Source organism: Streptomyces sp. P9(2023) (assembly GCF_032436795.1).
Taxonomy (GTDB): Bacteria; Actinomycetota; Actinomycetes; order Streptomycetales; family Streptomycetaceae; genus Streptomyces.
In genome coordinates, this window is record NZ_JAUPWM010000004.1 from 237866 (window position 1) to 263844 (window position 25979).

Genomic DNA, 25979 nt, shown 5'->3' on the forward strand with positions numbered 1-25979 from the left:
GCGGGCCTCGGGGCGGCCCCCTCTCAGGTCTCCCGGAAGATCAGAGCTGCACCGAGGGCCGCTTCGGCCGGAACGAAGGGCTCCCCCCGGCCCGTCTCGCGTACCGGGAGTCCGTTCTCCGCAAGCAGCGCACGCACCCGAGCGATGTCGGGGACGGCAACCGTGCAGGCGACGAGCGCCGGGAGGGCGGGCGGATCCTCACCCGGCAGCAGATCCGCGAGGTCGGCCTTGGTCACGAGGGTCACCGGCCCCTCGGCGGAGATCGGCCTGCCTAGATACCGCTCGTACCGCTCGCGAACCAGGGGGAGTTGCCCGTCAGGTACGCACAGCACCGCCTCGACGAGGTCCTGGGCGCCATTGGGGTGATCGAGGTGACGAGTGGGCTGGAAATCCGGGTCCAAGTCGGCGACGACGCCGATACGGCCTTCCGGCGCTCCGTCGATCTCCAGGTAGCGGACGGGTTCGGTGCGTACGCCGTCGGGGGTCTCGACCGGCCGGCCGACGGTGTTCACCCCGCCGTGGCCGACACCGGCAGCGGCGAGCCGGTCCGCCGCGCCCTCGACGTCCGGCGAGGAGAACATCAGGATGTGCAGCCCTTCGAAGCGATCGCGCCAGCCGCCGAGCTGGGCGCTGGTCGCCTCGATCCGCGACAGCAGCATGGGGAGCTTCTCCGGCGGCGCCTGGAGTGGAACGATCCGGGCGTCGGATGGGAGGCCCGCCGTGTTCCCGGGCCTCACCGGGGTCACCAACTCGACGAAGCTCCGGGAGAGGTCGGCGTGGGTGTTCGCCGCCCCGAAGGGCTCCGGCGCGGCCCCCTCGCGATGTGCCAGCGCCGGCACACTGGGCGGCGGAACATGAAATCCCAACCGCTGATAGAGCGCCATGGCCTGTGCCATGTCACCGACGACGTGGCCGACGTGATGTAAGCGTGTGATGTCGTGAGGCATGACCTCACCGTAGGACCCCACACAGCAAGCACTCGGACCGGGCCACGGCACGGCGGCCCCCGCTCTGGCAAGAGGGCACTGGCGGAGACGTCCTCCACCTGCCGGATCTCCCGCCCTGACGGGTCCGGCGCCTGGGTGGCGACCGGAAACCAGCGCGGCCGTCGTGATCGCGCCCCGTACCAAGGTTGGCGGCCGGAAGTCGCGCACCCCGGACCGGACCTGCTCTAGGGTCTTGCGCATGTCTCTACGTCTTCGTATGCGTCAGGCCCTGCCCGAAGCGATGCGCGCCCGCGACAAGGCCGCGGTGAGCGCCCTGCGCTCGACCCTTGCCGCACTCGACAACGCCGAGGCCGCGCCCGCCGACGAGGCCGACCTCCGCGGCATGGCCCTTGAGGCCTCGCCCAGCGGAGCCGGCGCCACCGAAGTGGCCCGGGTCGAGCTGAGCGAGCACGGCGTCGTCGAGGTCGTACGCGCCGAGGCCGACGAACGCCTGGACGCCGCCGCCCAACTCACCGCGCCCGCCCACGCCGACCACGCCGCCCGCCTCCGCGCCGAGGCCGAGGTACTGCTCCGCTTCCTCGACGATCCCGACCCCGCCGCCACCGCCGCCGTGTCAGCGCTGCCCGAGTGACCCCTTCACCCCGTCCACGAACGCCGACCATGCGGGTGCGGGGAAGAGGAGAGCGGGGCCGGTGGGGTTCTTGCTGTCACGGACAGGGACGTGGGCCGGGCATGCACCGTCGTTGACTTCGAGGCAGTCGCCGCTTTCGCCACCGCTGTACGAGGACTTCCGCCACGCGTCGCTGACTTCGAGGCAGTCACCGCTGCTGCCGCCGCTGTAGGACGACTTCCGCCAGGCGGGGAGGACCGATGCGTCAGGGATGCTGGTCGGTGCGTGCTGCATGCTCGTATTCCTCCGCTACAGACCTGATCAGAGCGAGCGATTCGCGATGGGAGAGCGCGTCGCCCAGGGCATGATCGTAGGCCACCTGGCACTCCCGAACCACGGCTGGATCCTCCCAAACCCGACCGGACTTGAGGCCTTCTACGTAGGCGATCGGGGGCTGATCCTTGAACCACATCAGAGAGACGAATCCCTCCATCAGCGCGTGGTAGCCGACCGAGAACGGCAGCACATGTACACGGATACGGCGCCCCTCCCCCAGGCTCACGATGTGACGGAGCTGCTCGCACATCACGGCCGGACCGCCGACATGCCGCCGCAGCACAGCCTCGTCCAGGATCGCCCACACCACGGGTGAGTCGAAGTCCTCCAATATTCCGGACCGCTCCAGCCGTGTGACAAGCAATTGGTCACGTTCCTGGTCGCTTTTCGGCGTGGAACCAGAGTCCAGGACTTCCTTGGCGTACGCCTCCGTCTGGAGGATGCCCGGTACGACCTTCGGGGCGTACTCCCGGATCACTACGGCCTGGCCCTCGAACTCCAGAGCCTCCTCGAAGTGTTCCGCCACCGCCTTGCCGTCCAGCGTCGGCAGGAAGCGTTCGAAGAAGCCGCCCGTTTTCAGGGCCTGGTCCAGGCGGCGCGCGTCCTCGACGTTCGGGATGCGTCTGCCCGCTTCCATGTGCGCCAGGTGCGTGCGCGAGATGAACGTCAACTCGCTGAGCTCCTCCTGCGTGTAGCCCGCGTCCTCCCTTCGGCGTTTCAGCTCTTCACCATATTTTCGACGGGACACCGGATTGTCCTCGATCGCCATGACCAACTCCCCGACGTGCTCGTCGCGTTGTCACGAGCCAACCCCTGTCGAGCGTAACGTGATGCACGCCACTGTGTGACCGGAACAACACACAGAGCGAAAGGGCTCGCAGCAATGGAAACCCCCCACGGTCCCGGCACCTTCGTCGCCCATACCGGAACCGACGTCTACGGCCCCGGGAAGGTCATCGGCGTCGAAGGCGTCCACCGGCGCGTGCGGTTCGTGCACTTCGTTGCCACGATCCGGGCCGACGACCTCCGGCCGGCCTCACCGCGCGAGACGCGGGAGATCCAGGAGTGGCTCCGCGCCAAGCGGCAGCGGTACGGCGGGGAGTGGTGACGCCCCTCCCCCGGACCCCCGTCACATCAAGTGACTAGTCGGTTACGGAGTTTGCTGTACCGTGAGCACAAAAGCGGCCCCCGAGCTGGTTGCAGCCAGCTTCGAGGGCCTTCACTTCGAGTGCCCGTGGAGGCGCCCGGAATGCTTCGTCATGTTATCCCGCCCTCTCGGGGCTTCAGTCAGGTCACCCACGAGATCATCCGCAATCCGGATCTCAATTCCGACGCCGTCCGGCTGCTCTCCTGGCAGCTCTCCCTGCCCGACAGCGTCGACGAACCGCTCTCCAAGACCGCCGAACGAGCGCGTATCGGTCGGGGCGCCTTCCTGCGCGCCAAGAGGCAGTTGAAGGCCGCCGGGTACTTCCACGAGTGGCGCGAGCAGGGGGTTCGGGGGCTGTGGGCCACCCGGCAGCTCGTCTCCAACGTGCCGTTGAGTGCCGAGGACGCCTCCGCCCTGAGGTCGGGGCGTCCGACGGACACCCGTCCGGCCGCCGGTGAACCGGCGGGGCGGGTCGCCGGACGTCATCCAGAAAGAACATCCAGGAGAAACACCTCCAACCCTCCCCCGCCTGAGCCAGAGCCGGAAGCGCCGGAGCCGGAGCCGGAAGCGCCTGAGGCGCCCGACCTACCCGACCTGCCCGAAGCACGGCGGATCGTCGACGCGTTGCCCGGGCTCGATCCCCGGCTGCGCGTCCCGCGCGCCATGCTGCCCGAGTTGGCCGGGCTCGCCGCCCGCTGGCTGGAGGCCGGGCACGTCGCCGAGTCCGTACGGGAAGCCGTCGCCCGTTGCCTGCCCGGCAGGAGCAGTCCGATCCACCGGCCCGGCGGGCTCCTGCGGTACATCCTCCGCGACGTGCCGCCCGTCCTCCCGCCGCCCCCACCGCCCCGGGTCGCCGCCCTCCGCGAGTGCGAGAGCGGGCGGCATGTGCAGCCGTATCTGTTCAAGCCCTTGGACGACGAAGTCTGCTGTCCTGCTTGCCTTTGCCATGGCTCCGTCTCTCCCCTCGATCAGCCCTCTCCCGCCACCGTCGGGCCCGCGCTCGCCCGTGCCGCGCTGCGGGGGCATCCCTAGCTACCCGGGAGTTGTCTGTACAACTCCCGGCCGCCGTTCCCCGACTGGCCTTCAAGGGTTCACTCCCGACTGCTGCGATACACGCGCCATTTGTTCGACGAACAGCGCTTGATCGAGGAGGCTCGAGTGAATCTCGTAGTCAACGGCGACGCGGAGAGTGGACCCGGCGGGTCCGCCGAGCCGGTCACCGAGGTGACCGGGTGGGCGGTGCCTGAAGGGGCGCCCGCGCTCATCGCGTACAGCCTGGGGAACGGTTACCCGGGGATCGGCGACCCCGGGCCCGCCGACCGGGGGACCCGGTTCTTCTCCGGTGGCAACAGCCCGCGTACCGCGCTCGTGCAGGACATCGCCCTGCCGGAGCGCGGCGACGCCGGGTGGCGGTACATCGACGCCGGGCGGGTGCGGTACACGCTCGCCGGCTGGCTGGGTGGCTACGCGACGCAGGAGGACGGCGCGCGGCTCTCCGTGGAGTTCCGGGACGCCCAGGGCACTCCGGTCGCCCTGTCCGTGCTCGGCCCGGTGACGGCCGGCGAGCGGCTCTCCCGTACCGCGCTCCTGGAGCGCACCGCGACCGCGACGGTGCCGCCCGGCGCGCGCCACGCGCGCGTGCTGCTCGTCTTCACCCGCAGCGGCAGCGGGACGTCCAACGACGGTTACGCCGACTCCATATCGCTCACGCTGCACGCCACGGGGGGACGCAAGTGACCAGGCTCAACCGACGCGATCTGCTCAAGGCCGCCGGAGCCGCCGGGGCCCTGAACCTCGTCTGGCCGCTGGCCGCCGGGCTCTCGCCCGCGCAGGCCCTGGAGGCCGCCCAGGCGCTCGGCGCGGAGTACGACCCTGCCCCGTTCACCCTCGGCGTCGCGTCCGGCGACCCGCAGCCGCACAGCGTCGTGCTGTGGACGCGGCTCGCCCCCGAGCCGCTGGCCGCCGAGCAGAAGCTGTCCGAGATCGTCGAGGTCGACTGGGTCGTCGCCACGGACCCCGGGCTGCGGCGCGTCGTCGCGCGCGGCACCGCGCCCGCCTCCGCGACGCTCGGCCACAGCGTGCACGTCCCGGTCTCCGGGCTGCGCCCGAACACCCGCTACTGGTACGCCTTCAACGCGCTCGGCAAGCGTAGCCGGATCGGCCGCACGAAGACCGCGCCCGTCGGCCCCGTCTCCTCGGTCCGCTTCGCGGCCGCCAACTGCCAGGCCTTCCACGACGGTTTCTACGCGGCCCACCGGGGCATCGCGCGGGAGAACGTCGACTTCGTCGTGCACCTCGGCGACTACATCTACGAGCACGGTCAGGTCGGCGGAGTCCCCGCCGACCACGTCCGCGACCACGAGGGCCCCGGGATCTTCACGGTCGCCGACTACCGCCGCCGGCACGCGCTCTACAAGGGCGACGCCTCCCTGCGCGAGGCGCACGCCGCCCACCCGTGGTTCCTGACCTGGGACGACCACGAGGTCGTCAACGACTACTCCGGTACGGGCGGGGGCGCGCCGTTCATGCAGCGGCGGGCGGCCGCGTACCAGGCCTGGTACGAGAACATGCCGCACCGCGACGGCGGGGCCGGGACCGCGACCGCGCTGCCGGACCCCGAGATCCACCGGGTCCGCCGCTGGGGCGACCTCCTTGAGCTGTCGGTGCTCGATCTGCGCTCGTACCGTTCGGCGCAGAACCTCGCCGACGGCACCATTCTCGGCGCCGGGCAGAAGGGGTGGCTGAAGAAGAACATCGGCAACGCTCCCGACACCTGGCACGTCTGGGCCAACTCGATCATGCTCAGCCAGCTGCGGAGCCGTCCCGGCGGCTCGTACATGTTCACCGACCAGTGGGACGGTTTCCGCGCCGAGCGCAAGGAGGTCCTCGGCCATGTGCACAGCACCGGCATGGAGGACCTGGTCGTCATCACCGGCGACTGGCACTCGGCGTTCGTCGACGACATCCGGCCCGACTTCGACGACGTCTCGTCGCCCGTCATCGGTACGGAGTTCACGGCGCACTCGGTGACGTCGGGCGCGTACTCGGCGAGCTGGAACGCCACGAACGGGCCGGTCATGGGCGCGGGCAACCCGCACCTGAAGTACTTCGAGGGCAACCGCTACGGCTACGACGTCTACGAGGTCACCCCGGAGCGCTTCAGCGCCCACATGCGGGTGATCGACGACCGCCGCGACCCGGCCTCCCCCGTCTCCACGCTGACCACCTTCCACGTGGACCGTGGTGTGGCGGGCTCGTACGAGGACCCGGCGACGAAGAGCTCGCCGGCGCAGTACCGCCGCGACTGACGCAGTCGGTATGTGGCGAGGGCCCGTCCCGCCGGTTCTCACCGGTGGGACGGGCCCCTCTTCTGCTGCTCTCAGCCCTGGTGCTGCTCTCAGCCCTGGCCGGTCAGCCCTGGCCCGTCAGGTCGATCGTCTTCGTCCGCTCGGCCGCGGTCCTGCCCATCAGCGCGTCGCGCATGACGAACGCCACGTCGTCGGCGGAGACCTGGTGCTTCTTGCCGTCGGCCTTGATCATCATGACGCCGTCGAAGACACCGTCGAGGAGCCGGTCGATCGCCTTCTTGTCGTAGACCTCCACCAGGCGGCCGTTGACGGGCTTCATCGAGAGGATCTGCGGGAGCGAGCGCGCCGGGCCGAACTTGATCTCCTTGGCCCCGGCCTTGATCAGGATCACGTCGGACATCGCGGGCTTGGCGAACTCCCTCATCGCCCGGTCCAGCTCGGCCTTGGTGATCGTGGGGTTACGGGTGACCACGGGCAGCTCGACGGGCTTCGCCGTGCCGATCTCGACCTGGGCGCGGTACGCGTCCTTGACGAAGATCATCGAACGGGCGACGTCCAGGCCCTTGCCCGGCTTGCCCTCGACGGCGGTGACCTTGCCCGGGGCGAACTTGATCGTGCCCTCGGTGGCCGAGCCGGAGGCGCCGGCCACGTCGCTCAGGGCGACGGCGAGCTTCTCCTCGTCGACCGGGAGCTTGGGCTCGGCGACGCGCTCGCCGCCGAAGAGGGAGCCGATCACGGAGACGGGGTTGTAGTCGCTGCCCGCCGCCGCGCGGACGGTCTCCTGGCTGTCCAGGGAGAGACCGGCCTTGTCCGGGGAGAGCTCGACCGTCTTGCCGCCGACGTTGAGCTTGAGAGGCGCGTAGGCGCGCTCGCCGAGGGCGGCCTCCAGCTTGTTGACCGCCTCCTCCTTCGTACCGCCGCCGATGTCCACGCCGAAGACGGTCGTGCCCTTGGGGACGTCGGAGTGGTTGAGGAGCAGCCCGGCGCCGTAGGCGACACCGGCCAGGACGAAGACGCCGACACCGAGGAGGACCAGCTTGGAGCGGCCCTTCTTCGCCGGGGCGGAGGAGCTGCGGGCCGGGGAGGGGGAGGGGGAGGGCGTGGCGGGGGTGCCGCCGCCGATGTGCTCGGGCGTGGAGAAGCCGCGGTCCGGGAGCCGGGGCGTCAGGTCCGGGCCCGAGGGGACGACGGGGATGCCGCTGGTGAGCGTGTCCCCGGAGACATGGCCGCCGGGCGGCCCGGCGGCCGGGGCGACCGGGCCGGGCTTCTGGGGCGTCAGGACGGCCGTGTCGTCGGACATCCGCGGCCCGGCACCCCCGAAGGGGTCACCGACGGCGAGGGGGTTCCCGGCCTGGGGCCCCGGGGCGCCGCCGAGCGGGCCGCCTGCCAGGGGGTTACCAGCCATGGGGTTGCCCGCCATGGGGTTACCAGCCATGGGGTTGCCCGCCATGGGGCCGCCGCCCATAGGGCCGCCGCCCATAGGGCCTCGGCCCATGGGGTTGCCGGCCATGGGCGCGCCGCCCATGGTGCTGTTGCCCGTCATCGGGCCCGTGGTCGGGCCGGTCGGGGGAGTGGGGGCCTGCGGGGCGCCCTGGGGGTACGGGGTGCCGTCGGGGCCGTACGCGGCCTCGTCCTGCGGCGGGGTCGACAGGAACATCGGCGTACCGGAGGCGGGCGTGGCCGAGATCGACGGGCCGCCGACCTTCGGGATGCCGCCGGTCGCGGGGCCGGCGAAACCGGTGCCGCGCCCCTGGCCGCCGGGGGCCGGGGGCCGTACACCCCGCGGAGGCGTGCGGCCGGGACCGGAAGCACCCGGTCCGGCCGCGGCGCCGGGGCCTGGTCGGGGGCCGGGTCCGGCAGGCTTCTCCGACACCTGGGACGGGCCCGACTTCGCCGTCGGCGCGGCGGGCTCCGCCGCCGGCTTGCGCGGCGCGAACCAGTCGCTGGTCGGCTTCTCGTCCGCCTGCGGCGCCTCCGCCTCGACGGGAGCCGGGGCGGGCGCGGGCGCCGGGGCCGGGGCTTCCGGCACGGGGGCCGGAGCGTCGGCGGACGCGGAGTCCGAGCCGCCGTCGCCGACCGGCTTGCGGACGACCACGGGCGGGATCGGCCGCGAACCCGGGATGTTGATCCGGATCCGCGTGGTCAGCGTGGTCTCGGTCTTCGGCTCTTCCGGCCGCGGAGGAGCTGACGGCGCGGTGGCGGCACCGGCCGTCTCGTCGGACCCGTCCTGCGTCGGGTGGAGCGACGGATACTGGCGGGATCCGTACGGCGGTGTACCCGACGGGTACGCGGCTCCACCGCGCCCCTGGGCGCCGGAGGACGAACTGTCAGTCTCTCGACCAGTTTCACGACTCAAAGCAGGTTCTCCCGGTTGGCTCCACCGCCCGCTCTTGCTGGTGCACGTGTACCCGGGCGGCTCGGCGGCGCGCACCACCATACTGGCCGTCGCCGACAGGCACCCGACGGCCGGGGATCCAGTACGGGGCAATCCGTCCGAAGTCCGGGCAGCCCTTCACCGAAGCTCCTCCCAAGTCACCCTGTTCACGGGGCCGGTCGGACGAGGCCGGCCATCGTGGCGCAGATCACAGCGATGGCCATGCCGCCGAGCAGGAAGACCGTCTCGGCGACGCCGCCGCCGAAGACCCCGTCGCCTTCCGGGCGTCCGAGGCTGAGCAGCACGATGGCGACCAGCCAGCCCGCCCCGGCGGCCAGCAGGCCGAAGCGGTCGTCGGTGGCCCGCAGCCCGCCGTAGAAGACGCCCGCGGCGGCGAGCAGGGCGAGGATCAACCCGCCGGGGAACCAGGCGTTTTGGACGAAGGAGCCCGCGACGCCGACCAGGGCGCCGAGGACGAGCAGGAGGACGTACCAGACGATCCGCATGGTCACGCGCCGCCCTCGCTCGTGATCCCCGCGAAGAGGTCGGTCTCGCGCACGCCCGCCGGTGCGCCGGGCGTACCCCTGACCAACTGGTAGTGCTCGGTGGTGAGGATGGGCTGGCCAAGGTCGTTGGAGAGCGCGAAGAAGGGGCCCTCGACGGCGATTTGGGTGGCGTGGGCGCGCATCGCTGCGGCCTTGCGGGCCGCCCAGGGGCCGGACGCCGGCTCGCCGTCGATCTCGGCGGTGATCAGGGACTCGTCCACGACTCCCGGTACGTCGTCGATCTCCGCGATGCCGGGGAAACCGGTGGATTCGGCGCGCAGCCGGGCGAAGGCGGCCTCGGCGAGCGGGCGCGGGACCCGGTTCCAGTAGACCTTCGCGATGGTGTGGGCCGGGCCGAGGTCCGGGCGGTACGTGGCGTCCTCGGCAAGCTCGGCGGCGCGCATGGCGACGCGGTGGGCCTGGATGTGGTCGGGGTGGCCGTAGCCGCCGTCGGGGTCGTAGGTGATCATGACCTGCGGGCGGGTCTCGCGGATGATCTCGACCAGGTACGGGGCGGCGGTGTCGACGTCCGTGTTCCAGAAGGCGTTCGGGCGGCGGTTCTGCTCGACGCCCATCATCCCGGAGTCGCGGAAGCGGCCGGGGCCGCCCAGGAAGCGGTGGTCGGTGACGCCCAGTTCCTTCATCGCGTCGGCGAGCTCGCCGACGCGATGGGGCCCGAGCCGGTCCTCCCGGTCGGGTGCGAGGTGGGCGAGCGCGGGCGGGATGACCTCGCCCTCCTCGCCGAGTGTGCAGGTCACGAGCGTGACCTGGGCGCCTTCGGCCGCGTACTTGGCCATGGTGGCGCCGTTGTTGATCGACTCGTCGTCGGGGTGCGCGTGCACCAGGAGCAGACGACGGGCTGGGAGAACCGTCATGGCCCCACCCTACGAGGCCGGGCCGGGCTCTCCCCAGCACGGGGCGCTCAGAACTTGAGGCCGCCGATCATGCCCGCCACGTTGGTGGTGAGCGTGCTGATGGACGGGGCGATGGACGAGCTCGCCAGGTAGAACCCGAGGAGCGCGCAGACCGCCGCATGTCCAGCCTTCAGTCCGGATTTCCGGATCAGCAGGAAGACGACGATCGCCAGCAGCACCACCGCCGAAATCGAGAGTGCCACGGCGGTTCACCTCCACACTTCTTCGGTCGGATATTCGGACGGTCAGGTCGGCGAGCATGTGCCAGATGTCAGGTACCCCCTACCCACCTAGCGCTACGGATCATAACTATGTGTGGCTCCGCATTGATGGTGTACGGGGGCACAGGGGGGGCGCACGGCGCTAGTTTCGGTCGTATGACCTCCACGCAACTGCCGTCGTTCCCGCTCTCGTTCCCCCGCCAGTACGCCCGGACCCAGCGCTTCACCCTGGGCGTTCCCCGCACGTTCACGGTCTCACCGGACGGTGAACGCGTGGTGTTCGTACGCTCGTCGTCCGGCACCGACCGCTCACACGCCCTCTACGTGCTCGACCTGGCCCCGGGCCAGGAGCCGCGGGAGCGGGTCGCGGCGGAACCCGAGTCGCTGCTGGCGGGCGCGGCCGAGGAGTTGTCCGCGGAGGAGCGGGCGCGGCGGGAGCGGAGCCGGGAGGGTTCCGGCGGGATCGTGGGGTACGCGGTGGACGCGGCCGTGGAGTTGGCCGCTTTCGCACTCTCGGGGAGGCTGTTCGCGGCGGAGCTGCGGGCGGGGACGGCGCGCGAACTCCCGGCGCCCGGACCGGTGATCGACCCCCGGCCGTCGCCGGACGGGCGGCACGTCGCGTATGTGGCGGCCGGCGCGCTGCGGGTGACGGGCGCGGACGGGGAGGGCGACCGGGCGCTCGCGGAGCCCGAGGACGCGCATACGACGTACGGGCTCGCGGAGTTCGTGGCGGCCGAGGAGATGGGCAGGTCGCGGGGGTTCTGGTGGTCGCCGGAATCGGACCGGCTGCTGGTGGCGCGGGCGCACGACCGGCCGGTGCGGCGGTGGTGGATCGCCGATCCGGCGCATCCGGACCGGGAGCCGCAGGTGGTGTCGTATCCGGCGGCGGGGACGCCGAACGCGGAGGTGCGGCTGTACGTGGTGGATCTGGCCGGGGAGCGGACCGAGGTCGAGTGGGACCGGGAGCGGTACCCGTATCTGGCCCGGGTGCACTGGTCGGCGGACGGGGCTCCGCTGCTGCTCGTCCAGGCGCGTGACCAGCGGACGCAGCTGCATCTGGCGGTGGACCCGGCGACCGGGGCGACGCGGACGGTGCACGCGGACGAGGACCCGGTGTGGCTGGAGCTGCTGCCGGGGGTGCCGGCGTGGGCGCCGGACGGGCGTCTTGTGCGGATCGCGGACGAGGGCGGGGCGCGGGTCCTCGCGGTCGGGGACCGGGCGCTGACAGGGGCGTCGCTGCAGGTGCGGGCGGTCCTCGACATCGGCGCGAACGACGTCCTGGTGTCGGCCTCGGCGGGTGAGGAGCGGGCGGAGCCGGAGACCGGCGAGATCCATGTGTACCGGGTCAACGAGCTGGGTGTGGAGCGGGTCTCGGAGGGCGTGGGAGTCCACTCGGCGGTGCGCTCGGGGCCGGTGACGGTGCTGGTCTCGGCACGGCCGGACGCGCCGGGGAGCGTGGCGCGGGTGCTGCGGGACGGGGCCCAGGTGGCGGTGATCGCCTCGTACGCGGAGACGCCGGTGCTTTCGGCGGGCGTGCGGCTGGTGGAAGGGGGCGCACGGCGGATTCCATGCGCCGTCCTGCTCCCCTCGGGCTACGCGGAAGGGGACGGGCCGCTTCCCGTGCTGATGGATCCGTACGGCGGTCCGCACGGTCAGCGGGTGGTGGCCGCGCACAATCCGCATCTGACCTCGCAGTGGTTCGCCGACCAGGGCTTCGCGGTGATCGTGGCGGACGGGCGGGGCGCGCCGGGCCGGTCGCCCGCCTGGGAGAAGTCGATCAAGAATGACCTGATTCCGACCCTGGACGATCAGATCGAGGCTCTGCAGGCGCTGGCGAAGGACTTCCCGCTCGATCTGGACCGGGTGGCCATCCGGGGCTGGTCGTACGGCGGTTACCTCGCCGCGCTCGCGGTGCTGCGGCGGCCCGATGTCTTCCACGCGGCGGTCGCGGGGGCGCCGGTGACGGACTTCCGGCTGTACGACACCCACTACACCGAGCGCTACCTCGGGACGCCGCAGGAGAGCCCGGAGGTGTACGCGGCGAACTCGCTGGTCACCGACGACGGTCTGTCGGCGCCGGAGGAGCCGGCCCGGCCGATGATGATCATCCACGGCCTGGCCGACGACAATGTGGTGATGGCCCATACGTTGCGGCTCTCCTCCGCGCTGCTCGCGGCGGGACGGCCCCATGAGGTGCTGCCGCTGACGGGCGTGACACATATGACCCCGCAGGAACAGGTGGCGGAGAACCTGCTGCTGCTTCAGGTGGACTTCCTGAAGCGCTCGCTGGGCATGGACCGCTGACTCACCAGCCGGGCGGGCGGGGCTGAGGCGGCGCGGGCGGCAGCGCGGCCACCGGCCGGCGGGGTACGGGATGGGGCGCGCCGCGCACGGAGAGCAGGACGAGCACGGCGGCCCCGGCGAGCAGCCCGTACACCGAGGTGGCGAGGGCGAGCCGGCCGTCGTCGTCCAGCGCCGCGAGGTGCTCGGCCCACCCCAGCCGTAACGCGGTCGCGAGTGCGGCGAGCCCCCAGCCGGTCAGGAACAGCCCGGCGAGCAGGCCCAGCGGCCGGGCGTACGGAGCACGGGCGAAGGCGGTGCCGGCGGCGGCCAGGAAGAGGGCGGCGAGCATCACGTTGAGCCAGGCCGGAGGGGCCGCGAGCACGGGCAGGAGGAGCGCGCGGCCGCCGGTGAACCGGTCGACGGTCGCCTCGACCGGGAGCGCCCGCGCCCAGTGCACCTCCCAGGCGGCCCAGGCGAGTCCGGCCACGGCGCACAGGACCCCGGCCGCGACGGCCGGGCCCCTACGGGGGCGGGCCGGAGGGGAGTCGGCCACCGCGTGGCGGCCCACGGCGGCGGTGACGACGAGTCCGGCGGCGAGGGCGAGCGTGAGGAGCGTCGTGACGAGCGCGTCGACACCGGTGGCCCACAGCCCGGGCAACCGCAGCGCGAGCGTGACGGCCCCGGCGGCGGCGAGCGCGGGCGCGGCGAGGGAGGAGCGGAGCGCGGCGACCGCGGTGGCCGCGTAGACGACGAGCAGGAGCGGGTCGAGCAGCGAGGTGGCGGACCGGCGGCGCAGCAGGAAGACGTGGTCCCCGGCCCAGTACCAGGCGAGTTCGGCGGGTGAGCCGAAGGCCGCGAGGTCCTTCAGGAGCCAGCCGACGATGACGAGCGCGAGCGCGCCGCACAGCGCGGCGCCGGTGAGACGTGCCGGTCGTGTCACTGTCACGAAGCCGATACTCACCGCTACCACGCGCCGAAACAAGCGGTTCCGCATATTCGACCGGCAAGGCGGAGGAGGGGTGCGGCCGGTCGGGGCGACATGGCGCGCCCCGACCGGCCTACGGCACCCGCACGGCCGTACGCTGTCGAGCTTGGCGCGTTCGTATATCGGATCCGGGTCGGCCGAGTTGCCTGGCTGTTAAGGATGTGACGCCGATTCACCCGGATGTCGGATATTGGATATTGGACATTGGATATGGAGTATCGGATATCGGATCCACTACTCCGGCTCCTCCGGCTCCCCCGGCTCCTCCTCCGTCGGCACCACCTGCTTCTCCTCCGCGAAGTGGCACGCCGAGTCGTGCTTCGCCGGGGTGTCCGAGAGCCGGAACTCCGCCGGGACCGCCAGCAGCGGAACCTCCAGCGCGCAGCGCTCCTGCGCCTTCCAGCAGCGGGTGCGGAAGCGGCAGCCCGAGGGGATGTTGGCCGGCGAGGGCACGTCACCGCTGAGGATGACGCGTTCGCGGTGCTCGCGCGCGTCCGGGTCCGGCACCGGGACCGCCGACAGCAGGGCCTGGGTGTACGGGTGCGTGGGGTGGTCGTAGATCTGGGTGTCGGTGCCGATCTCGACGATCCGGCCGAGGTACATGACGCCGACCCGGTCGGAGATGTGCCGGACGATCGACAGGTCGTGGGCGATGAAGACGTAACTGAGCGAGAACTCGTCCTGGAGCTTCGCCAGGAGGTTGATGACCTGGGCCTGGACGGAGACGTCGAGGGCCGAGACCGGCTCGTCCGCCACGATGATCTCGGGCTGCAGGGCGAGGCCGCGGGCGATGCCGATGCGCTGCCGCTGGCCGCCGCTGAACTGGTGCGGATAGCGGTTGATGTACTCCGGGTTGAGGCCGACGACGTCCAGCAGGTCCTGGACCTTGCGCCGCCGGTCGCCCTTCGGGGCGACCTCGGGGTGGATCTCGTACGGCTCGCCGATGATGTCGCCGACCGTCATGCGCGGGTTGAGCGAGGTGTACGGGTCCTGGAAGACCATCTGGATGTTGCGGCGGACCGCGCGCAGGGCCTTCGGCGACAGCGTGGTGATGTCGTCGCCCTTGTAGCGGATCGCGCCGGAGGTCGGGCGCTCCAGGTTGACCAGCATCTTCGCCACGGTCGACTTGCCGCAGCCGGACTCGCCGACGATGCCGAGGGTCTCCCCCGCCGCCAGGTCGAAGTCGACGCCGTCGACGGCCTTGACCGCGCCGACCTGCTTCTTGAAGAGGATGCCCTGGGTCAGCGGGTAGTGCTTGTACAGGTCGCGGACCTGGAGAATCGGCTCAGCCACGGAGGGCCTCCTGCCAGAAGTGGCACGCGCTGCGGCGTTCCTCCGACACTTCGTACAGCGGCGGCTCGTCGGTGCGGCAGACGTCCCGGGCCAGCGGGCAGCGCGGGTTGAAGGCGCAGCCGGGCGGGATGGCCAGCAGGTTCGGGGGCAGGCCCTTGATCGCGTACAGCTCCTGGCCCTTCTGGTCCAGGCGCGGGATCGAGTCGAGCAGACCGCGGGTGTACGGGTGGGCGGGCGCCTTGTAGATCTCGTGGACGGGGGCGGTCTCGACGATCCGGCCCGCGTACATCACGGCGATCTTGTCGGCGACGTCGGCGACGACGCCGAGGTCGTGGGTGATGAGGATGAGGCCCATGTTGAGCTCGCGCTGGAGCTCGGCGAGGAGGTCCATCACCTGGGCCTGGACGGTGACGTCGAGGGCGGTCGTCGGCTCGTCGGCGATGATCAGGTCGGGTTCGAGGGAGAGCGCCATCGCGATCATGATGCGCTGGCGCATGCCTCCGGAGAACTGGTGCGGGTACTGCCCGACCCGTTCCTTGGCGGCCGGGATCCGGACCCGGTCCATCAGCTCGACCGCCTTGGCCCGGGACTCCTTACGGGACATCCCCTGGTGGACCTGGAACATCTCGCCGAGCTGGTCCCCGACGCTGATCACGGGGTTGAGCGAGGACAGCGCGTCCTGGAAGATCATCGCCATCTTCGCGCCGCGGACCTTGCGCCGCTCGTCCTCCTTGAGCTTCAGCAGGTCCTGGCCCTGGAAGCGGATCTCGCCGCCGGTGATCTTCCCGGGCGGGATGTCGAGGATGCCCATGACGGCCTGGGCGGTGACGGACTTGCCGGATCCCGACTCGCCGAGCACGGCCAGCGTCTCGCCCGCGTCGACCGCGTAGCTGACCCCGTTGACGGCCTTCGCCACCCCGTCCCGGGTGTGGAACTCCACGTGCAGATCGCGCACTTCGAGCAGCATGGGCGGCTACCTCAGCTTCGGGTCGAGGGCGTCGCGCACCGCGTCGCCGAGCATGATGAACGCGAGCACGGTGATGGCGAGCGCGCCGGCCGGCCAGAGCAGCATGTGCGGGGCGTTGCGGATGTACTGCGACGCCGAGGAGATGTCGATGCCCCAGGAGACGGTGGGGGGCTTCAGCCCGACGCCGAGGTACGACAGGGTCGCTTCGAGCGAGATGTACGTACCGAGGGCGATGGTCGCGACGACGATGACCGGGGCGATGGCGTTGGGCGCGATGTGGCGGAGCAGCAAGCGGGAGTTGGAGGCGCCGAGCGCCCGGGCCGCCTGCACGTAGTCGTTCTGCTTGGCCGTGATGACCGAGCCGCGGGCGATCCGGGAAATCTGCGGCCAGCCGAGCAGCACCATGAAGCCGATGACGGGCCAGATCGTGCTGCTGGTGACGACGGACAGCAGGACGAGTCCGCCGAGGACGACCGGGATGGCGAAGAAGACGTCGGTGAACCGGGAGAGGACCGCGTCCCAGCCGCCGCCGAAGAAGCCCGCCAGGCCGCCGAGCAGGGAGCCGAGGATCGCGACGCCGAGGGTGGCGAGGAGGCCGACGGTGACGGAGGTCCGGGCGCCGTAGACCGTACGGGTGTAGACGTCGCAGCCCTGGCCGTTGAAGCCGAAGGGGTGGCCGGGCTGGGAGCCCTCCTGGGCCTTGGACAGGTCGCACTGGAGGGGGTCGCCGCTGGCGATCAGGGACGGCCAGATGGAGATGATCACGAGGAAGAGGATGATCAGCCCGGAGATGATGAAGACCGGGTTGCGGCGCAGGTCGTGCCAGGCGTCGGACCAGAGAGAGCGGGGCTTGCCGGCCGTGCCGGTGCCCAGCGGGCCGCCCGGGGTCTTCTCCAGGGACGCGCCCTCCTCCATGGCGAGGTCCGTGCCGCCACCCGACCCCGTGTGGTCGATGGCGCGCCCGTCGTCGAACGGCTCAAGCGGCTCAGGCATAGCGGATCCTCGGGTCAAGGACGGCGTACAGGAGGTCGACGAGGAGGTTGGCCAGCAGGAAGACGATGACGAGGATGGTCACGAAGCCCACGACGGTCTGGGTGTTCTGCCGGACGATGCCCTGGTAGAGCTGGTAGCCGACGCCGTGGATGTTGAAGATCCGCTCCGTGACGATCGCGCCGCCCATCAGCGCCCCGATGTCGGCGCCGATGAACGTGACCACGGGGATGAGGCTGTTGCGCAGCAGGTGGCGGGTGATGACCCGGCGGCGCGGCAGGCCCTTGGCGATGGCGGTACGGACGTAGTCGGCGCGCTTGTTCTCCGCGATCGAGGTCCGGGTGAGCCGGGTGACGTACGCGAGGGAGACCGAGGCGAGGACCAGGCCGGGGACGATCAGTTCGTCGAAGGTGGCCTCGGAGGAGACCGCGGGCTTGATCCAGCCCCACTTCACGCCGAGCAGCAGCTGGAGCAGCAGGCCGGTGACGAAGGTCGGGACCGAGATGACGACCAGCGTGAGCAGCAGCACGGTGGTGTCGACGGGGCGGCCGCGCTTCAGGCCGGTCAGGACGCCGAGGCTGATGCCGATGACGATCTCGAAGAGGATCGCCACGATGGTGAGCCGGATGGTGACGGGGAAGGCGCTGGCCATCAGCTCGGTGACCGGCTGGCCGTTGAAGGCCGTACCGAAGTCGCCGGTGAAGAGGTTGCCCATGTAGATCAGGTATTGCTGCCAGACGGGCTTGTCGAGGCCGAACTCCTTCTCCAGCTGGGCGGCGGTCGCCGGATCGCAGGCACGGTCGCCGCAGAGGCCGGCGATGGGGTCGCCCATCACGTTCACCATCAGGAAGATCAGCAGGGTGGCGCCGATGAAGACCGGGATCATCTGCAGCAGACGCCGGATCACATAACGACCCATGGGGGGCTCCGGGGGTGTGGGGTAGGCGTACGGCCCGGCGCGTGGGGGAACGCCGGGCCGGACCGTACGCCGACGCGCTGCGTCAGTTGACCGTGATCTGGTCGTAGACCGGGACGCTGAACGGGTTGAGCATCACGCCGGAGACGCGCTCGGAGTAGCCGGCGCTGCCGTTCTGGTACCAGAGCGGGACCGCGCCCATGTCGTCGCGGAGGATCTCCTCGGCCTGCTGGAAGGTCTCGACGGCCTTGGCGATGTCGGACTCGGCGTTGGCCTGGTCGACGAGCTTGTCGAACTCGGGGTCGGTGTACTTGCCGTCGTTGGACGAGGCGTTGGTGTAGTACAGCGGCTGCAGGAAGTTCTGGATGAGCGGGTAGTCCATCTGCCAGCCGGCCCGGAAGGGGCCCGGCATCTTCTGCGTGGAGACCTGGCTGCGGAAGTCGGCGAAGGTGCCGATCGGGTTGCCGACGCAGGCCCGGTTGTCGCCGAGGGCGTTGTTGATGGAGTTGCACACGGCGTCCACCCACTCCTTGTGGGAGCCGGTGTCGGCGTTGTACGAGATCTTCATCGTGCCGCCGGGGATGCCGCCGCCCTCGGTGACCAGCTTCTTCGCCTCTACGGCGTCGTACTTGCAGAAGTCGCCGCAGATGTCCTTGAAGCCACCCTCCGCGCCGAGGACCGGGGAGGTCCAGTCGACGGCGGGGGTGCGGGTCTTCTGGAAGATGGTGTCGGTGATCTGCTCCCGGTTGATCGCCCGGGAGATGCCCTGGCGGAGCTTCTCCTGCCCCGGCTTGTTCCACGCCGCGTCGTAGAACGGGAAGCCGAGGGTCTGGATGATGCCGGCCGGGACGTTGATGTACCGGTCGCCGAGGTCGGCCTCGACGTTCTTCAGCTGGGAGGCGGGCACGTCGTCGACGAGGTCGAGGTTGCCGGCCGTCAGGTCGGTGTAGGCGGTGTTGTTGTCGGTGTAGACCCGGAGGGTGACGCCGCCGTTCTTCGCCTTGTCGGCGCCGGGGTAGCCGGCCCAGCGCTTCAGCTCCATCTGGGAGCCCTTGGCGTACGAGTCGACCGTGTACGGGCCGTTGCCGACGGGCTTGTCCAGCCAGGCGGCGTGATCGTCGAAGAAGGACTTGGGGAGCGGGGAGAAGGCGGCGTAGCCGAGGGTGTCGGGCCAGGTGGAGAACTTCTGGGTGAGCTTGACCGTGAAGGTCTTGGGGTCGACGACCTTGAGGCCGGACATGGTCTCCGCGGTGGGCTCGCCGCTCTCGGGGTGGACCTGGTCGTAGCCCTCGATCTGGCCGAAGAAGGAGGCGTTCTTCTGGTTGTTCTTCAGATGGGCGCCGTAGTTCCAGGCGTCCACGAAGGACTGCGCGGTGACCTGCTCGCCGTTGGAGAAGGTCCAGCCGTCCTTGAGGGTGACGGTGAAGTTCGTGGAGTCCGTGGTCTCGATGTTCTCGGCGAGCATGTTCTGGGCCTCGCCGGTCTTCGGGTCGTACTGCTTGAGACCGCGGAAGATCATCGAGAGGACCTTGCCGCCCTGGACCTCGTTGGTGTTCGCCGGCTCCAGCGGGTTCTGCGGGTCGCCCCAGGAGGAACTGACGATGCCGTCCGCGCCACCACCGCCTCCGCCGTCGTCTCCGCCGCCGCAGGCCGTAGCCATGAGTGCGACGGCGGCGGCCAGTGCGGCCCACCTGGCGTGCGTGGCTCCGCGCATGAGGTGCCTCCCGAGGATCCTGGGTCTCTACTTGAGAGCCCCAATATCACCCGCCTTAGTACGGTATGCACCTTAACGACACCCGGACGACGGCACGCGCACGAACGACACCCGGTCGACGACACCCGTACGGGAAACGCGCGAGGGCGCCCCGGCCGGGATGGCCGGGGCGCCCTCGTGGACAGCTGACGGAGCTACGCCGCGTGGACGATGTCCTTCTCCTCGGCGAAGTGGCAGGCCGACTCGTGCGCGGCCGGGGTGTCCTGCCCCTGGAAGCGCTCCGGGATCGCGAGGAGCGGCTCCTCCTGCGAGCACTTCTCCTCGGCCTTCCAGCACCGGGTGCGGAAGCGGCAGCCCGACGGCGGGTTGGCCGGCGAGGGGACGTCACCGGTGAGGATGATCCGCTCGCGGCCCTCACGGGCGTCCGGGTCCGGCACCGGGACCGCCGACAGCAGCGCCTGGGTGTAGGGGTGCGTCGGGTGGTCGTAGATCTGCGTGTCCGTACCGATCTCGGCCATCTTGCCGAGGTACATGACGCCGACCCGGTCGGAGATGTGCCGGACGATCGACAGGTCGTGCGCGATGAAGAGGTAGGACAGGTTGAACTCGTCCTGGAGCTTCTCCATCAGGTTGATGACCTGCGCCTGGACGGAGACGTCCAGGGCCGAGACCGGCTCGTCGCAGACGATGATCTCGGGGTTGAGCGCGAGGCCTCGGGCGATGCCGATGCGCTGGCGCTGACCGCCGGAGAACTGGTGCGGGTAGCGGTTGATGTACTCGGGGTTCAGACCGACCACATCGAGCAGCTCCTGCACCCGGCGACGGCGGTCACCCTTGGGGGCCACCTCGGGGTGGATGTCGAAGGGCTCGCCGATGATGTCGCCGACCGTCATGCGCGGGTTCAGCGAGGTGTACGGGTCCTGGAACACCATCTGGATGTTCCGGCGGACGGCCTTCAGGGCGCGGCCGGACAGCCTGGTGATGTCCTGGCCCTTGTAGAAGACCTCGCCCGCGGTGGCCCGCTCCAGGGTCATCAGGAGCTTGGCGACCGTGGACTTGCCACAACCGGACTCGCCCACGATGCCGAGGGTCTCGCCCTGGTAGAGATCGAAGGAGATCCCGTCCACGGCCTTGACCGCTCCGACCTGCTTCTTGAACAGGATGCCCTGGGTCAGCGGGAAGTGCTTGACCAGGTTGCGCACCTGCAGGATCGGCTCACCGCGCTCGACGGGCGCCTCGATGGCGGCTACGGCCTCCGCCTCGCCGGCGGCGTCGACCTCGTGCACCTCGGTGACGTTCGGAGTCGCGTCCGCGGCCTCATCGTTCTTGCTGAGCTCAGCCATGGATCGTCTCCTTCCAGAAGTGGCAGGCGCTGCCGCGGCCGGGCAGCTCCGTGCCGTCCTGCTCGGAGACCGGCGCGAGCGCCGGGATCTCCGTACGGCAGATGTCGTCGGCCTTGGGGCAGCGCGGGTTGAAGGCGCAGCCGGTGGGCACCCGGAGCAGGTTGGGCGGCAGACCCTTGATCGCGTACAGCTCCTGGCCCTTCTGGTCCAGGCGCGGGATCGAGTCGAGCAGACCCCGGGTGTACGGGTGGGCCGGGCGCTTGTACAGCTCGTGGACCGGCGCGGTCTCGACGATCCGGCCCGCGTACATGACCGCGATCTTGTCCGCGACGTCGGCGACGACGCCGAGGTCGTGGGTGATCAGGATCAGACCCATGTTGTACTCGCGCTGGAGCTCCGCGAGGAGATCCATGACCTGGGCCTGGACGGTCACGTCGAGCGCCGTGGTGGGCTCGTCCGCGATGATCAGGTCGGGCTCCAGGGCGAGCGCCATCGCGATCATGATGCGCTGGCGCATACCGCCGGAGAACTGGTGGGGGTAGTCGTTCACCCGGGCCGCGGCGGCCGGGATCTTGACCTTGTCCATCAGCTCGATGGCCTTGGCCTTGGCCTCCTTCTTGGAGAGGCCGTGGTGCACCCGGAACATCTCGCCGAGCTGGTAGCCGACGGAGAGGACCGGGTTGAGGGAGGACAGCGCGTCCTGGAAGATCATCGCGATCTTCCGGCCGCGGATCTTCCGCCGCTCCTCGCCGGACATCTTGAGCATGTCCTCACCGCGGAAGAAGATCTCACCCTTGGGGATCTTGCCCGGCGGCATGTCGAGGATGCCCATGACGGCCTGCGCGGTGACGGACTTGCCGGACCCGGACTCGCCGAGCACGGCGAGCGTCTCGCCCGCGTTCACGCTGTAGTTGACTCCGTTGACCGCCTTGGCCACACCGTCGCGGGTGTGGAACTCCACGTGCAGGTCACGGACTTCGAGCAGGGGCCCGGTGTGCTCGTCGCCGCCACGGGGGGCGGGGACGCTCGCGGTCTTGTCGATGATGCTCACGTTGTACGCCCTCCTCAGCGCAGCTTGGGGTCGAGGGCGCTGCGAACCGCATCGCCGAGCATGATGAACGCCAGAACGGTGATCGACACCATGACCGACGGGATGATGAGGACGAACGCGGCGTTACGCAGCTGCTCCTGGCCCGAGGAGATGTCGACACCCCACGAGACGGTCGGCTCGGCGAGGCCGATGCCCAGGAAGGAGAGCGTGGCCTCCGCGGAGATGTAGCCGCCGAGCGCGATGGTGGCGACGACGATCACCGGGGCGATCGCGTTCGGCAGGATGTGCCGGAGCAGGATCCGCGAGGTGGAGGCGCCGAGCGCCTTGGCCGCCATCACGTAGTCCGCATGCTTGATGGTGATCACCGAGCCGCGGGCGACACGGGCGATCTGGGTCCAGCCCAGGAAGGCCAGGGCCAGGATGACGACCCAGAGCTGACGCTCCTCGAACGCGGTCAGGACGACCATCGCGCCGAGCATGAAGGGGACGGCGAAGAAGATGTCCGTGACCCGGGACAGGATCGCGTCCATCCAGCCGCCGAAGTAGCCGGCGAGCATGCCGACGACCGTGCCGAGGATGGTGACGAGCAACGTGACGACGACGGCGACGGCGATCGAGGCGCGGGCGCCGTAGATGACACGCGCGTAGATCGACCGGCCCTGGATGTCGTAACCGAACCAGTCCACGTTGAAGAAGCTGCCCCAGTTCGGCTTCTGGAGGTAGTGCTTGGCGAGGTCCGCCTGGCGCGGGTCGGCGCTGGTGAACAGGCCGGGGAAGACGGCCATGGTCAGCAGGACGGCGATCAGGACGGCGGAGACCAGGAAGATCGGGTTGCGGCGCAGGTCGTGCCAGGCGTCCGACCAGAGGCTGCGCGGCTTCTGCCGCTTCTCGACCGGCGTTGTGGCGGACGCGTCCGCCGAAGTCTGTTCGCTGACAGCTTCCTTGAGTGCCTCAGGCATAACGGATCCTCGGGTCCAGGACCGCGTAGAGCAGGTCGACGAGCAGGCTGGCGACGAGATAGACGACCACGATCAGGGTCACGATGCCCACGACGGTGGCGCCCTCACGGTTCTTCAGCGCGGAGAAGACGTTGTAGCCGACGCCCTGCACGTTGAAGATGCCCTCGGTGACGACCGCGCCGCCCATCAGGGAACCGAGGTCGGTGCCGAGGAAGGTGACGACGGGGATCATGGAGTTGCGCATCAGGTGGACACCGACGATGCGGCGGCGCGGCAGCCCCTTGGCCACTGCGGTGCGCATGTAGTCCGAGCGCAGGTTCTCCGCGATCGAGGTGCGGGTGAGCCGGGCGACGTACGCCAATGACAGTGAGCCGAGCACGACGGCCGGCAACACGAGCTCGCCCCATTCGGCCAGTGCGCTCACGTTGGGGTCGACCCAGCCGAGTTGGTGGGCGAAGAAGAACTGCGCGAGAAAAGCGAGGACGAACGAGGGGACGGAGATCAGGAGCAGCGTCAGGACCAGCAGACCGCGGTCCCGGAGCGTGTCGGCCTTCAGTCCGGCGAAGACACCGAGGGAGATGCCGACGAGCGCGGTGAAGGTGAAGGCGAACAGGGTCAGTCTGATCGTGATCGGGAACGCGCTCGCGATGATGTCCGCGACGGGTCGCCCGCTGGCGATCTGCGTACCGAAGTCGCCCTGGAACAGGTTGACGAGGTAGTTCCCGTACTGCACCAGGAACGGCCGGTCAAGCCCGAGGTCCTTCTTCATCGCGGCGATCTGCGCCGGGTCGACGGTCTGCTCTCCGGCGAGCGCGCGCACGGGATCGCCGGGCAGCGCGTACATCATGAGGAAGACCAGCAAGGTTGACCCGAGGAAGACCGGGATCATCTGGAGCAGTCGCCGCGCGACATAACGCCCCATGTTTGCCTCCGATATGAATACCTACAGCCCCGGGGCCGATTCCTGGATGCGGGAAGCGGCCCCGGGGCCTACCGCCAGTTGCGGTGGCGGGTGACGGCTGAGTGGGGGTGGGACCGTGGGATGGTTACTTGGCGGTCACTTCGGTGAGTTCGAAGTCACCGCGGAAGTTGACATTCACGTTGTCGACAGCCTTGGAGTGACCACCGTTGATCTTGTACTCCCACAGCGGGATGGCCGGCATCTTGGTGAGAACCAGCTTCTCGGCCTCCTGGTAAGCCTTGATCGACTCTTCCAGGGACTTCGCGTTGTCGCCCTTCTTGAACGCCGCGTCGACCGCGGGGTCCGAGAAGCGACCGTTGTTCGCCTCGGCCGTCGAGCCGTAGAGCTCACGCATGAAGTTGGCGTTCACCGGGTAGTCGGCGACCCAGCCACCGCGGTACATCGACTTGACCTTGTCGTTGTCGCGCGCTTCCAGGTCGGTCTGGAAGTCCGGCTTCGCGTCCGGGACGCAGTCGACACCGGTGGAGTTGCGGATCGACTCGCAGACCGCGGTCACCCACTCCTTGTGGCCACCGTCGGCGTTGTACTGGATCCAGATCTTGTTGTCCGGAACGCCGCCGCCCTCGGTGACGAGCGCCTTGGCCTTCGCCGGGTCGAACTTGAAGACGTCGCTGCCCAGGTCCTGCTTACCGGCGACACCCTCGGGGATGAAGCTCGTGGCCGGCTTGCGGGTGCCGTTGAGGACGGTCTTGGTGATCGTCTCCCGGTCGATCGCCATCGACAGACCCTGGAGGACCTTCGGGTTGATGCCCTTGAAGGTCTTCGAGTAGAAGGTCGGGACGAGGCTCTGGATGGCCGCGTACGGCTGCTCGATCGCGCGGTCGCCGAGGTCCTGCTTGTACTTCGGCAGGTCCTTCGGGCCGACCTGGCGGATCATGTCCAGGTTGCCGGAGAGGAGGTCCTGGTACGCGGCCTCGACGGTCGCGTAGTTCTTGAAGAGGACACCCTTGTTCTTGGCCTTGTTCGGGCCCAGGTAGTCAGGGTTGGCCTTGACCTGGATGAGCTTCTTGCGGTCCCACTTCTCGAAGACGTAGGGGCCGTTGCCGACCGGCTTCTGGCCGAACGCCTTGGTGTCCTTGTAGAAGACCTCGGGCAGCGGAGCCCAGGTGGTGTAGCCGAGCTTGTACTCGAAGTACGGGACCGGCTTCGCGAGCTCGATGGTGAAGGTCGTGTCGTCGACGACCTTCAGGCCCGACATCTCCTTCTTCGCCGGGGCGCCCTTGTCCGGGTGGACATCGGCGTAGCCGGCGATGTCCTCGAACCAGAAGGCGTTCTGCTGCTTGTTCTCGATGTTGGCGTACCAGTTCCACGCCTTGACGTAGGACGCCGACGTGACCGGGGTGCCGTCGTGGAACTTCCAGCCGGGCTTGAGCTTGACCGTCCAGGTCTTCGAGTCGGTCGTCTTGATCGACTCGGCGTTCGTGTAGACGATCTTGCCCTGGGCGTCGAAGTCCAGCAGCTGCGTGAAGACCGACTGGATGACGTAGCTACCGAGCGACTCATTGGTGTCGCCCGGGATCAGCGGCTTCTGGGGCTCACCGACGTCGATCGAGACATAGCCCTCGGGCTTGCCCTTCTCCTTCGAGGCGCTGTCGTCCTTGCCACTGCCGCCGCCACAGGCGGTCGCTGCCAGGGCCACGATGGTCGCGCCCACTACCCACTTGGCGCTCTTGGCACCGCGCATGGGTTCCTCCTCATGAGTCCACTTGTCACTACAAGAAGGGCACTTCCGAGTACGCCGACACCCCTGACGGCGTTGAACCCATGTGCCCCGAGTGTGCTCGTGAGTCGACACTCCCCACAGTGTGTGACCCATTGACCCGAGCTCAATGCAGCCAACTATTAAGTACGCCAGGGCTGTAAACCACACTTAAGTGGTCTCGTTTTGACAACATCACCTGGGGCCAGGAGACGGAAATCCGGACAAAGCGATCACAGACAGACACCCGCGAAACGGACCGTTAACACACGTTCCGGAGAGCGACGGCCGATATCCGGACACCCTGTCCATGAAATGGATTTGACGAAAGGCCCGGACCGCCACAGTGACTGTGGCGGTCCGGGCCTCGTGGTAGTTCGCTGTGGCCGGCCTAC

The 25979-nt window shown here is 69.7% G+C and carries 24 protein-coding genes; 6 read left to right on the forward strand and 18 right to left on the reverse strand.

Annotation, left to right across the window (positions count from 1 at the left end; genetic code table 11):
- Positions 1 to 23: 23 nt before the first annotated feature.
- Entirely contained in the window at positions 24 to 947 is a 924-nt protein-coding gene (locus Q5762_RS08275; protein WP_315891336.1) for a VOC family protein, read from the reverse strand.
- A gap of 280 nt (positions 948 to 1227) precedes the next feature.
- Between Q5762_RS08275 and Q5762_RS08280 the strand changes: the two genes are divergently transcribed.
- Positions 1228 to 1578, forward strand: coding sequence for a hypothetical protein (locus tag Q5762_RS08280; protein ID WP_315891512.1), 351 nt, complete (start codon positions 1228 to 1230; stop codon positions 1576 to 1578).
- On the opposite strand, the gene Q5762_RS08285 is transcribed toward Q5762_RS08280, so the two are convergent.
- A complete protein-coding gene (locus Q5762_RS08285; RefSeq protein ID WP_315891337.1) occupies positions 1561 to 1851 on the reverse strand; it encodes a DUF397 domain-containing protein in 291 nt (96 codons plus the stop codon). The genes Q5762_RS08280 and Q5762_RS08285 overlap by 18 nt on opposite strands.
- Positions 1823 to 2662, reverse strand: a complete 840-nt coding sequence (locus tag Q5762_RS08290; protein ID WP_315891338.1) for a helix-turn-helix transcriptional regulator — start codon at positions 2660 to 2662, stop codon at positions 1823 to 1825. The genes Q5762_RS08285 and Q5762_RS08290 overlap by 29 nt, the downstream gene beginning before the upstream one ends.
- Before the next feature lie 114 nt (positions 2663 to 2776).
- Between Q5762_RS08290 and Q5762_RS08295 the strand changes: the two genes are divergently transcribed.
- From Q5762_RS08295 to Q5762_RS08310, 4 genes are all read left to right on the forward strand, one after another.
- Positions 2777 to 3001, forward strand: a complete 225-nt coding sequence (locus tag Q5762_RS08295; protein ID WP_315891339.1) for a hypothetical protein — start codon at positions 2777 to 2779, stop codon at positions 2999 to 3001.
- Positions 3002 to 3142: 141 nt separating this feature from the next.
- A complete protein-coding gene (locus Q5762_RS08300; protein ID WP_315891340.1) occupies positions 3143 to 4072 on the forward strand; it encodes a hypothetical protein in 930 nt (309 codons plus the stop codon).
- A 126-nt stretch (positions 4073 to 4198) separates the two neighbouring features.
- Complete coding sequence (locus Q5762_RS08305) at positions 4199 to 4777, forward strand: phosphoesterase (protein WP_315891341.1); 579 nt, start codon at positions 4199 to 4201, stop codon at positions 4775 to 4777.
- Positions 4774 to 6348 (forward strand): alkaline phosphatase D family protein, encoded by a 1575-nt coding sequence (locus tag Q5762_RS08310; protein ID WP_315891342.1) that lies wholly within the window; start codon positions 4774 to 4776, stop codon positions 6346 to 6348. Before Q5762_RS08305 ends, Q5762_RS08310 begins: the two co-directional genes overlap by 4 nt.
- A gap of 103 nt (positions 6349 to 6451) precedes the next feature.
- On the opposite strand, the gene Q5762_RS08315 is transcribed toward Q5762_RS08310, so the two are convergent.
- From Q5762_RS08315 to Q5762_RS08330, 4 genes are all read right to left on the reverse strand, one after another.
- Complete coding sequence (locus Q5762_RS08315) at positions 6452 to 8704, reverse strand: hypothetical protein (RefSeq protein ID WP_399494692.1); 2253 nt, start codon at positions 8702 to 8704, stop codon at positions 6452 to 6454.
- Between the two features lie 185 nt (positions 8705 to 8889).
- Positions 8890 to 9228: a DUF6113 family protein gene (locus tag Q5762_RS08320; protein WP_315891513.1), complete on the reverse strand. Its 339-nt coding sequence runs from the start codon at positions 9226 to 9228 to the stop codon at positions 8890 to 8892.
- A gap of 2 nt (positions 9229 to 9230) precedes the next feature.
- The gene (gene mshB, locus Q5762_RS08325) at positions 9231 to 10142 is read right to left on the reverse strand and encodes an N-acetyl-1-D-myo-inositol-2-amino-2-deoxy-alpha-D-glucopyranoside deacetylase (protein WP_315891344.1); all 912 of its coding nucleotides are present in this window, start codon (positions 10140 to 10142) and stop codon (positions 9231 to 9233) included.
- 47 nt (positions 10143 to 10189) lie between these two features.
- Positions 10190 to 10384 carry a hypothetical protein gene (locus Q5762_RS08330; protein WP_137993529.1) on the reverse strand — a complete coding sequence of 65 codons (195 nt, stop codon included), beginning with the start codon at positions 10382 to 10384 and terminating at the stop codon, positions 10190 to 10192.
- 174 nt (positions 10385 to 10558) lie between these two features.
- Here Q5762_RS08330 and Q5762_RS08335 point away from each other — a divergent pair, with 174 nt between their 5' ends.
- A complete protein-coding gene (locus tag Q5762_RS08335; RefSeq protein ID WP_315891345.1) occupies positions 10559 to 12706 on the forward strand; it encodes a prolyl oligopeptidase family serine peptidase in 2148 nt (715 codons plus the stop codon).
- A 1-nt stretch (position 12707) separates the two neighbouring features.
- Here Q5762_RS08335 and Q5762_RS08340 read toward each other — a convergent pair whose 3' ends face one another.
- The 11 genes from Q5762_RS08340 to Q5762_RS08390 form a co-directional block, all read right to left on the reverse strand.
- A complete protein-coding gene (locus tag Q5762_RS08340; protein WP_315891346.1) occupies positions 12708 to 13631 on the reverse strand; it encodes a hypothetical protein in 924 nt (307 codons plus the stop codon).
- Positions 13632 to 13904: 273 nt separating this feature from the next.
- On the reverse strand, positions 13905 to 14963 hold the full coding sequence (locus tag Q5762_RS08345) for a dipeptide ABC transporter ATP-binding protein (protein ID WP_315891347.1): 1059 nt from the start codon (positions 14961 to 14963) through the stop codon (positions 13905 to 13907).
- Positions 14956 to 15930, reverse strand: a complete 975-nt coding sequence (locus tag Q5762_RS08350) for an ABC transporter ATP-binding protein (RefSeq protein ID WP_315891348.1) — start codon at positions 15928 to 15930, stop codon at positions 14956 to 14958. The genes Q5762_RS08345 and Q5762_RS08350 overlap by 8 nt, the downstream gene beginning before the upstream one ends.
- Before the next feature lie 6 nt (positions 15931 to 15936).
- Entirely contained in the window at positions 15937 to 16923 is a 987-nt protein-coding gene (locus Q5762_RS08355) for an ABC transporter permease (RefSeq protein ID WP_315891349.1), read from the reverse strand.
- On the reverse strand, positions 16916 to 17839 hold the full coding sequence (locus Q5762_RS08360; protein ID WP_315891350.1) for an ABC transporter permease: 924 nt from the start codon (positions 17837 to 17839) through the stop codon (positions 16916 to 16918). Before Q5762_RS08360 ends, Q5762_RS08355 begins: the two co-directional genes overlap by 8 nt.
- A gap of 82 nt (positions 17840 to 17921) precedes the next feature.
- Positions 17922 to 19550, reverse strand: a complete 1629-nt coding sequence (locus Q5762_RS08365) for an ABC transporter substrate-binding protein (RefSeq protein WP_315891351.1) — start codon at positions 19548 to 19550, stop codon at positions 17922 to 17924.
- A 194-nt stretch (positions 19551 to 19744) separates the two neighbouring features.
- Positions 19745 to 20893, reverse strand: coding sequence for a dipeptide ABC transporter ATP-binding protein (locus tag Q5762_RS08370; RefSeq protein WP_315891352.1), 1149 nt, complete (start codon positions 20891 to 20893; stop codon positions 19745 to 19747).
- Positions 20886 to 21944, reverse strand: a complete 1059-nt coding sequence (locus tag Q5762_RS08375) for an ABC transporter ATP-binding protein (protein ID WP_315891353.1) — start codon at positions 21942 to 21944, stop codon at positions 20886 to 20888. Before Q5762_RS08375 ends, Q5762_RS08370 begins: the two co-directional genes overlap by 8 nt.
- Positions 21945 to 21958: 14 nt before the next feature.
- Positions 21959 to 22903 carry an ABC transporter permease gene (locus tag Q5762_RS08380; protein WP_315891354.1) on the reverse strand — a complete coding sequence of 315 codons (945 nt, stop codon included), beginning with the start codon at positions 22901 to 22903 and terminating at the stop codon, positions 21959 to 21961.
- On the reverse strand, positions 22896 to 23825 hold the full coding sequence (locus tag Q5762_RS08385) for an ABC transporter permease (RefSeq protein WP_315891355.1): 930 nt from the start codon (positions 23823 to 23825) through the stop codon (positions 22896 to 22898). The genes Q5762_RS08380 and Q5762_RS08385 overlap by 8 nt, the downstream gene beginning before the upstream one ends.
- A gap of 124 nt (positions 23826 to 23949) precedes the next feature.
- Positions 23950 to 25569, reverse strand: coding sequence for an ABC transporter substrate-binding protein (locus tag Q5762_RS08390; RefSeq protein WP_315891356.1), 1620 nt, complete (start codon positions 25567 to 25569; stop codon positions 23950 to 23952).
- Between the last annotated feature and the right edge of the window lie 410 nt (positions 25570 to 25979).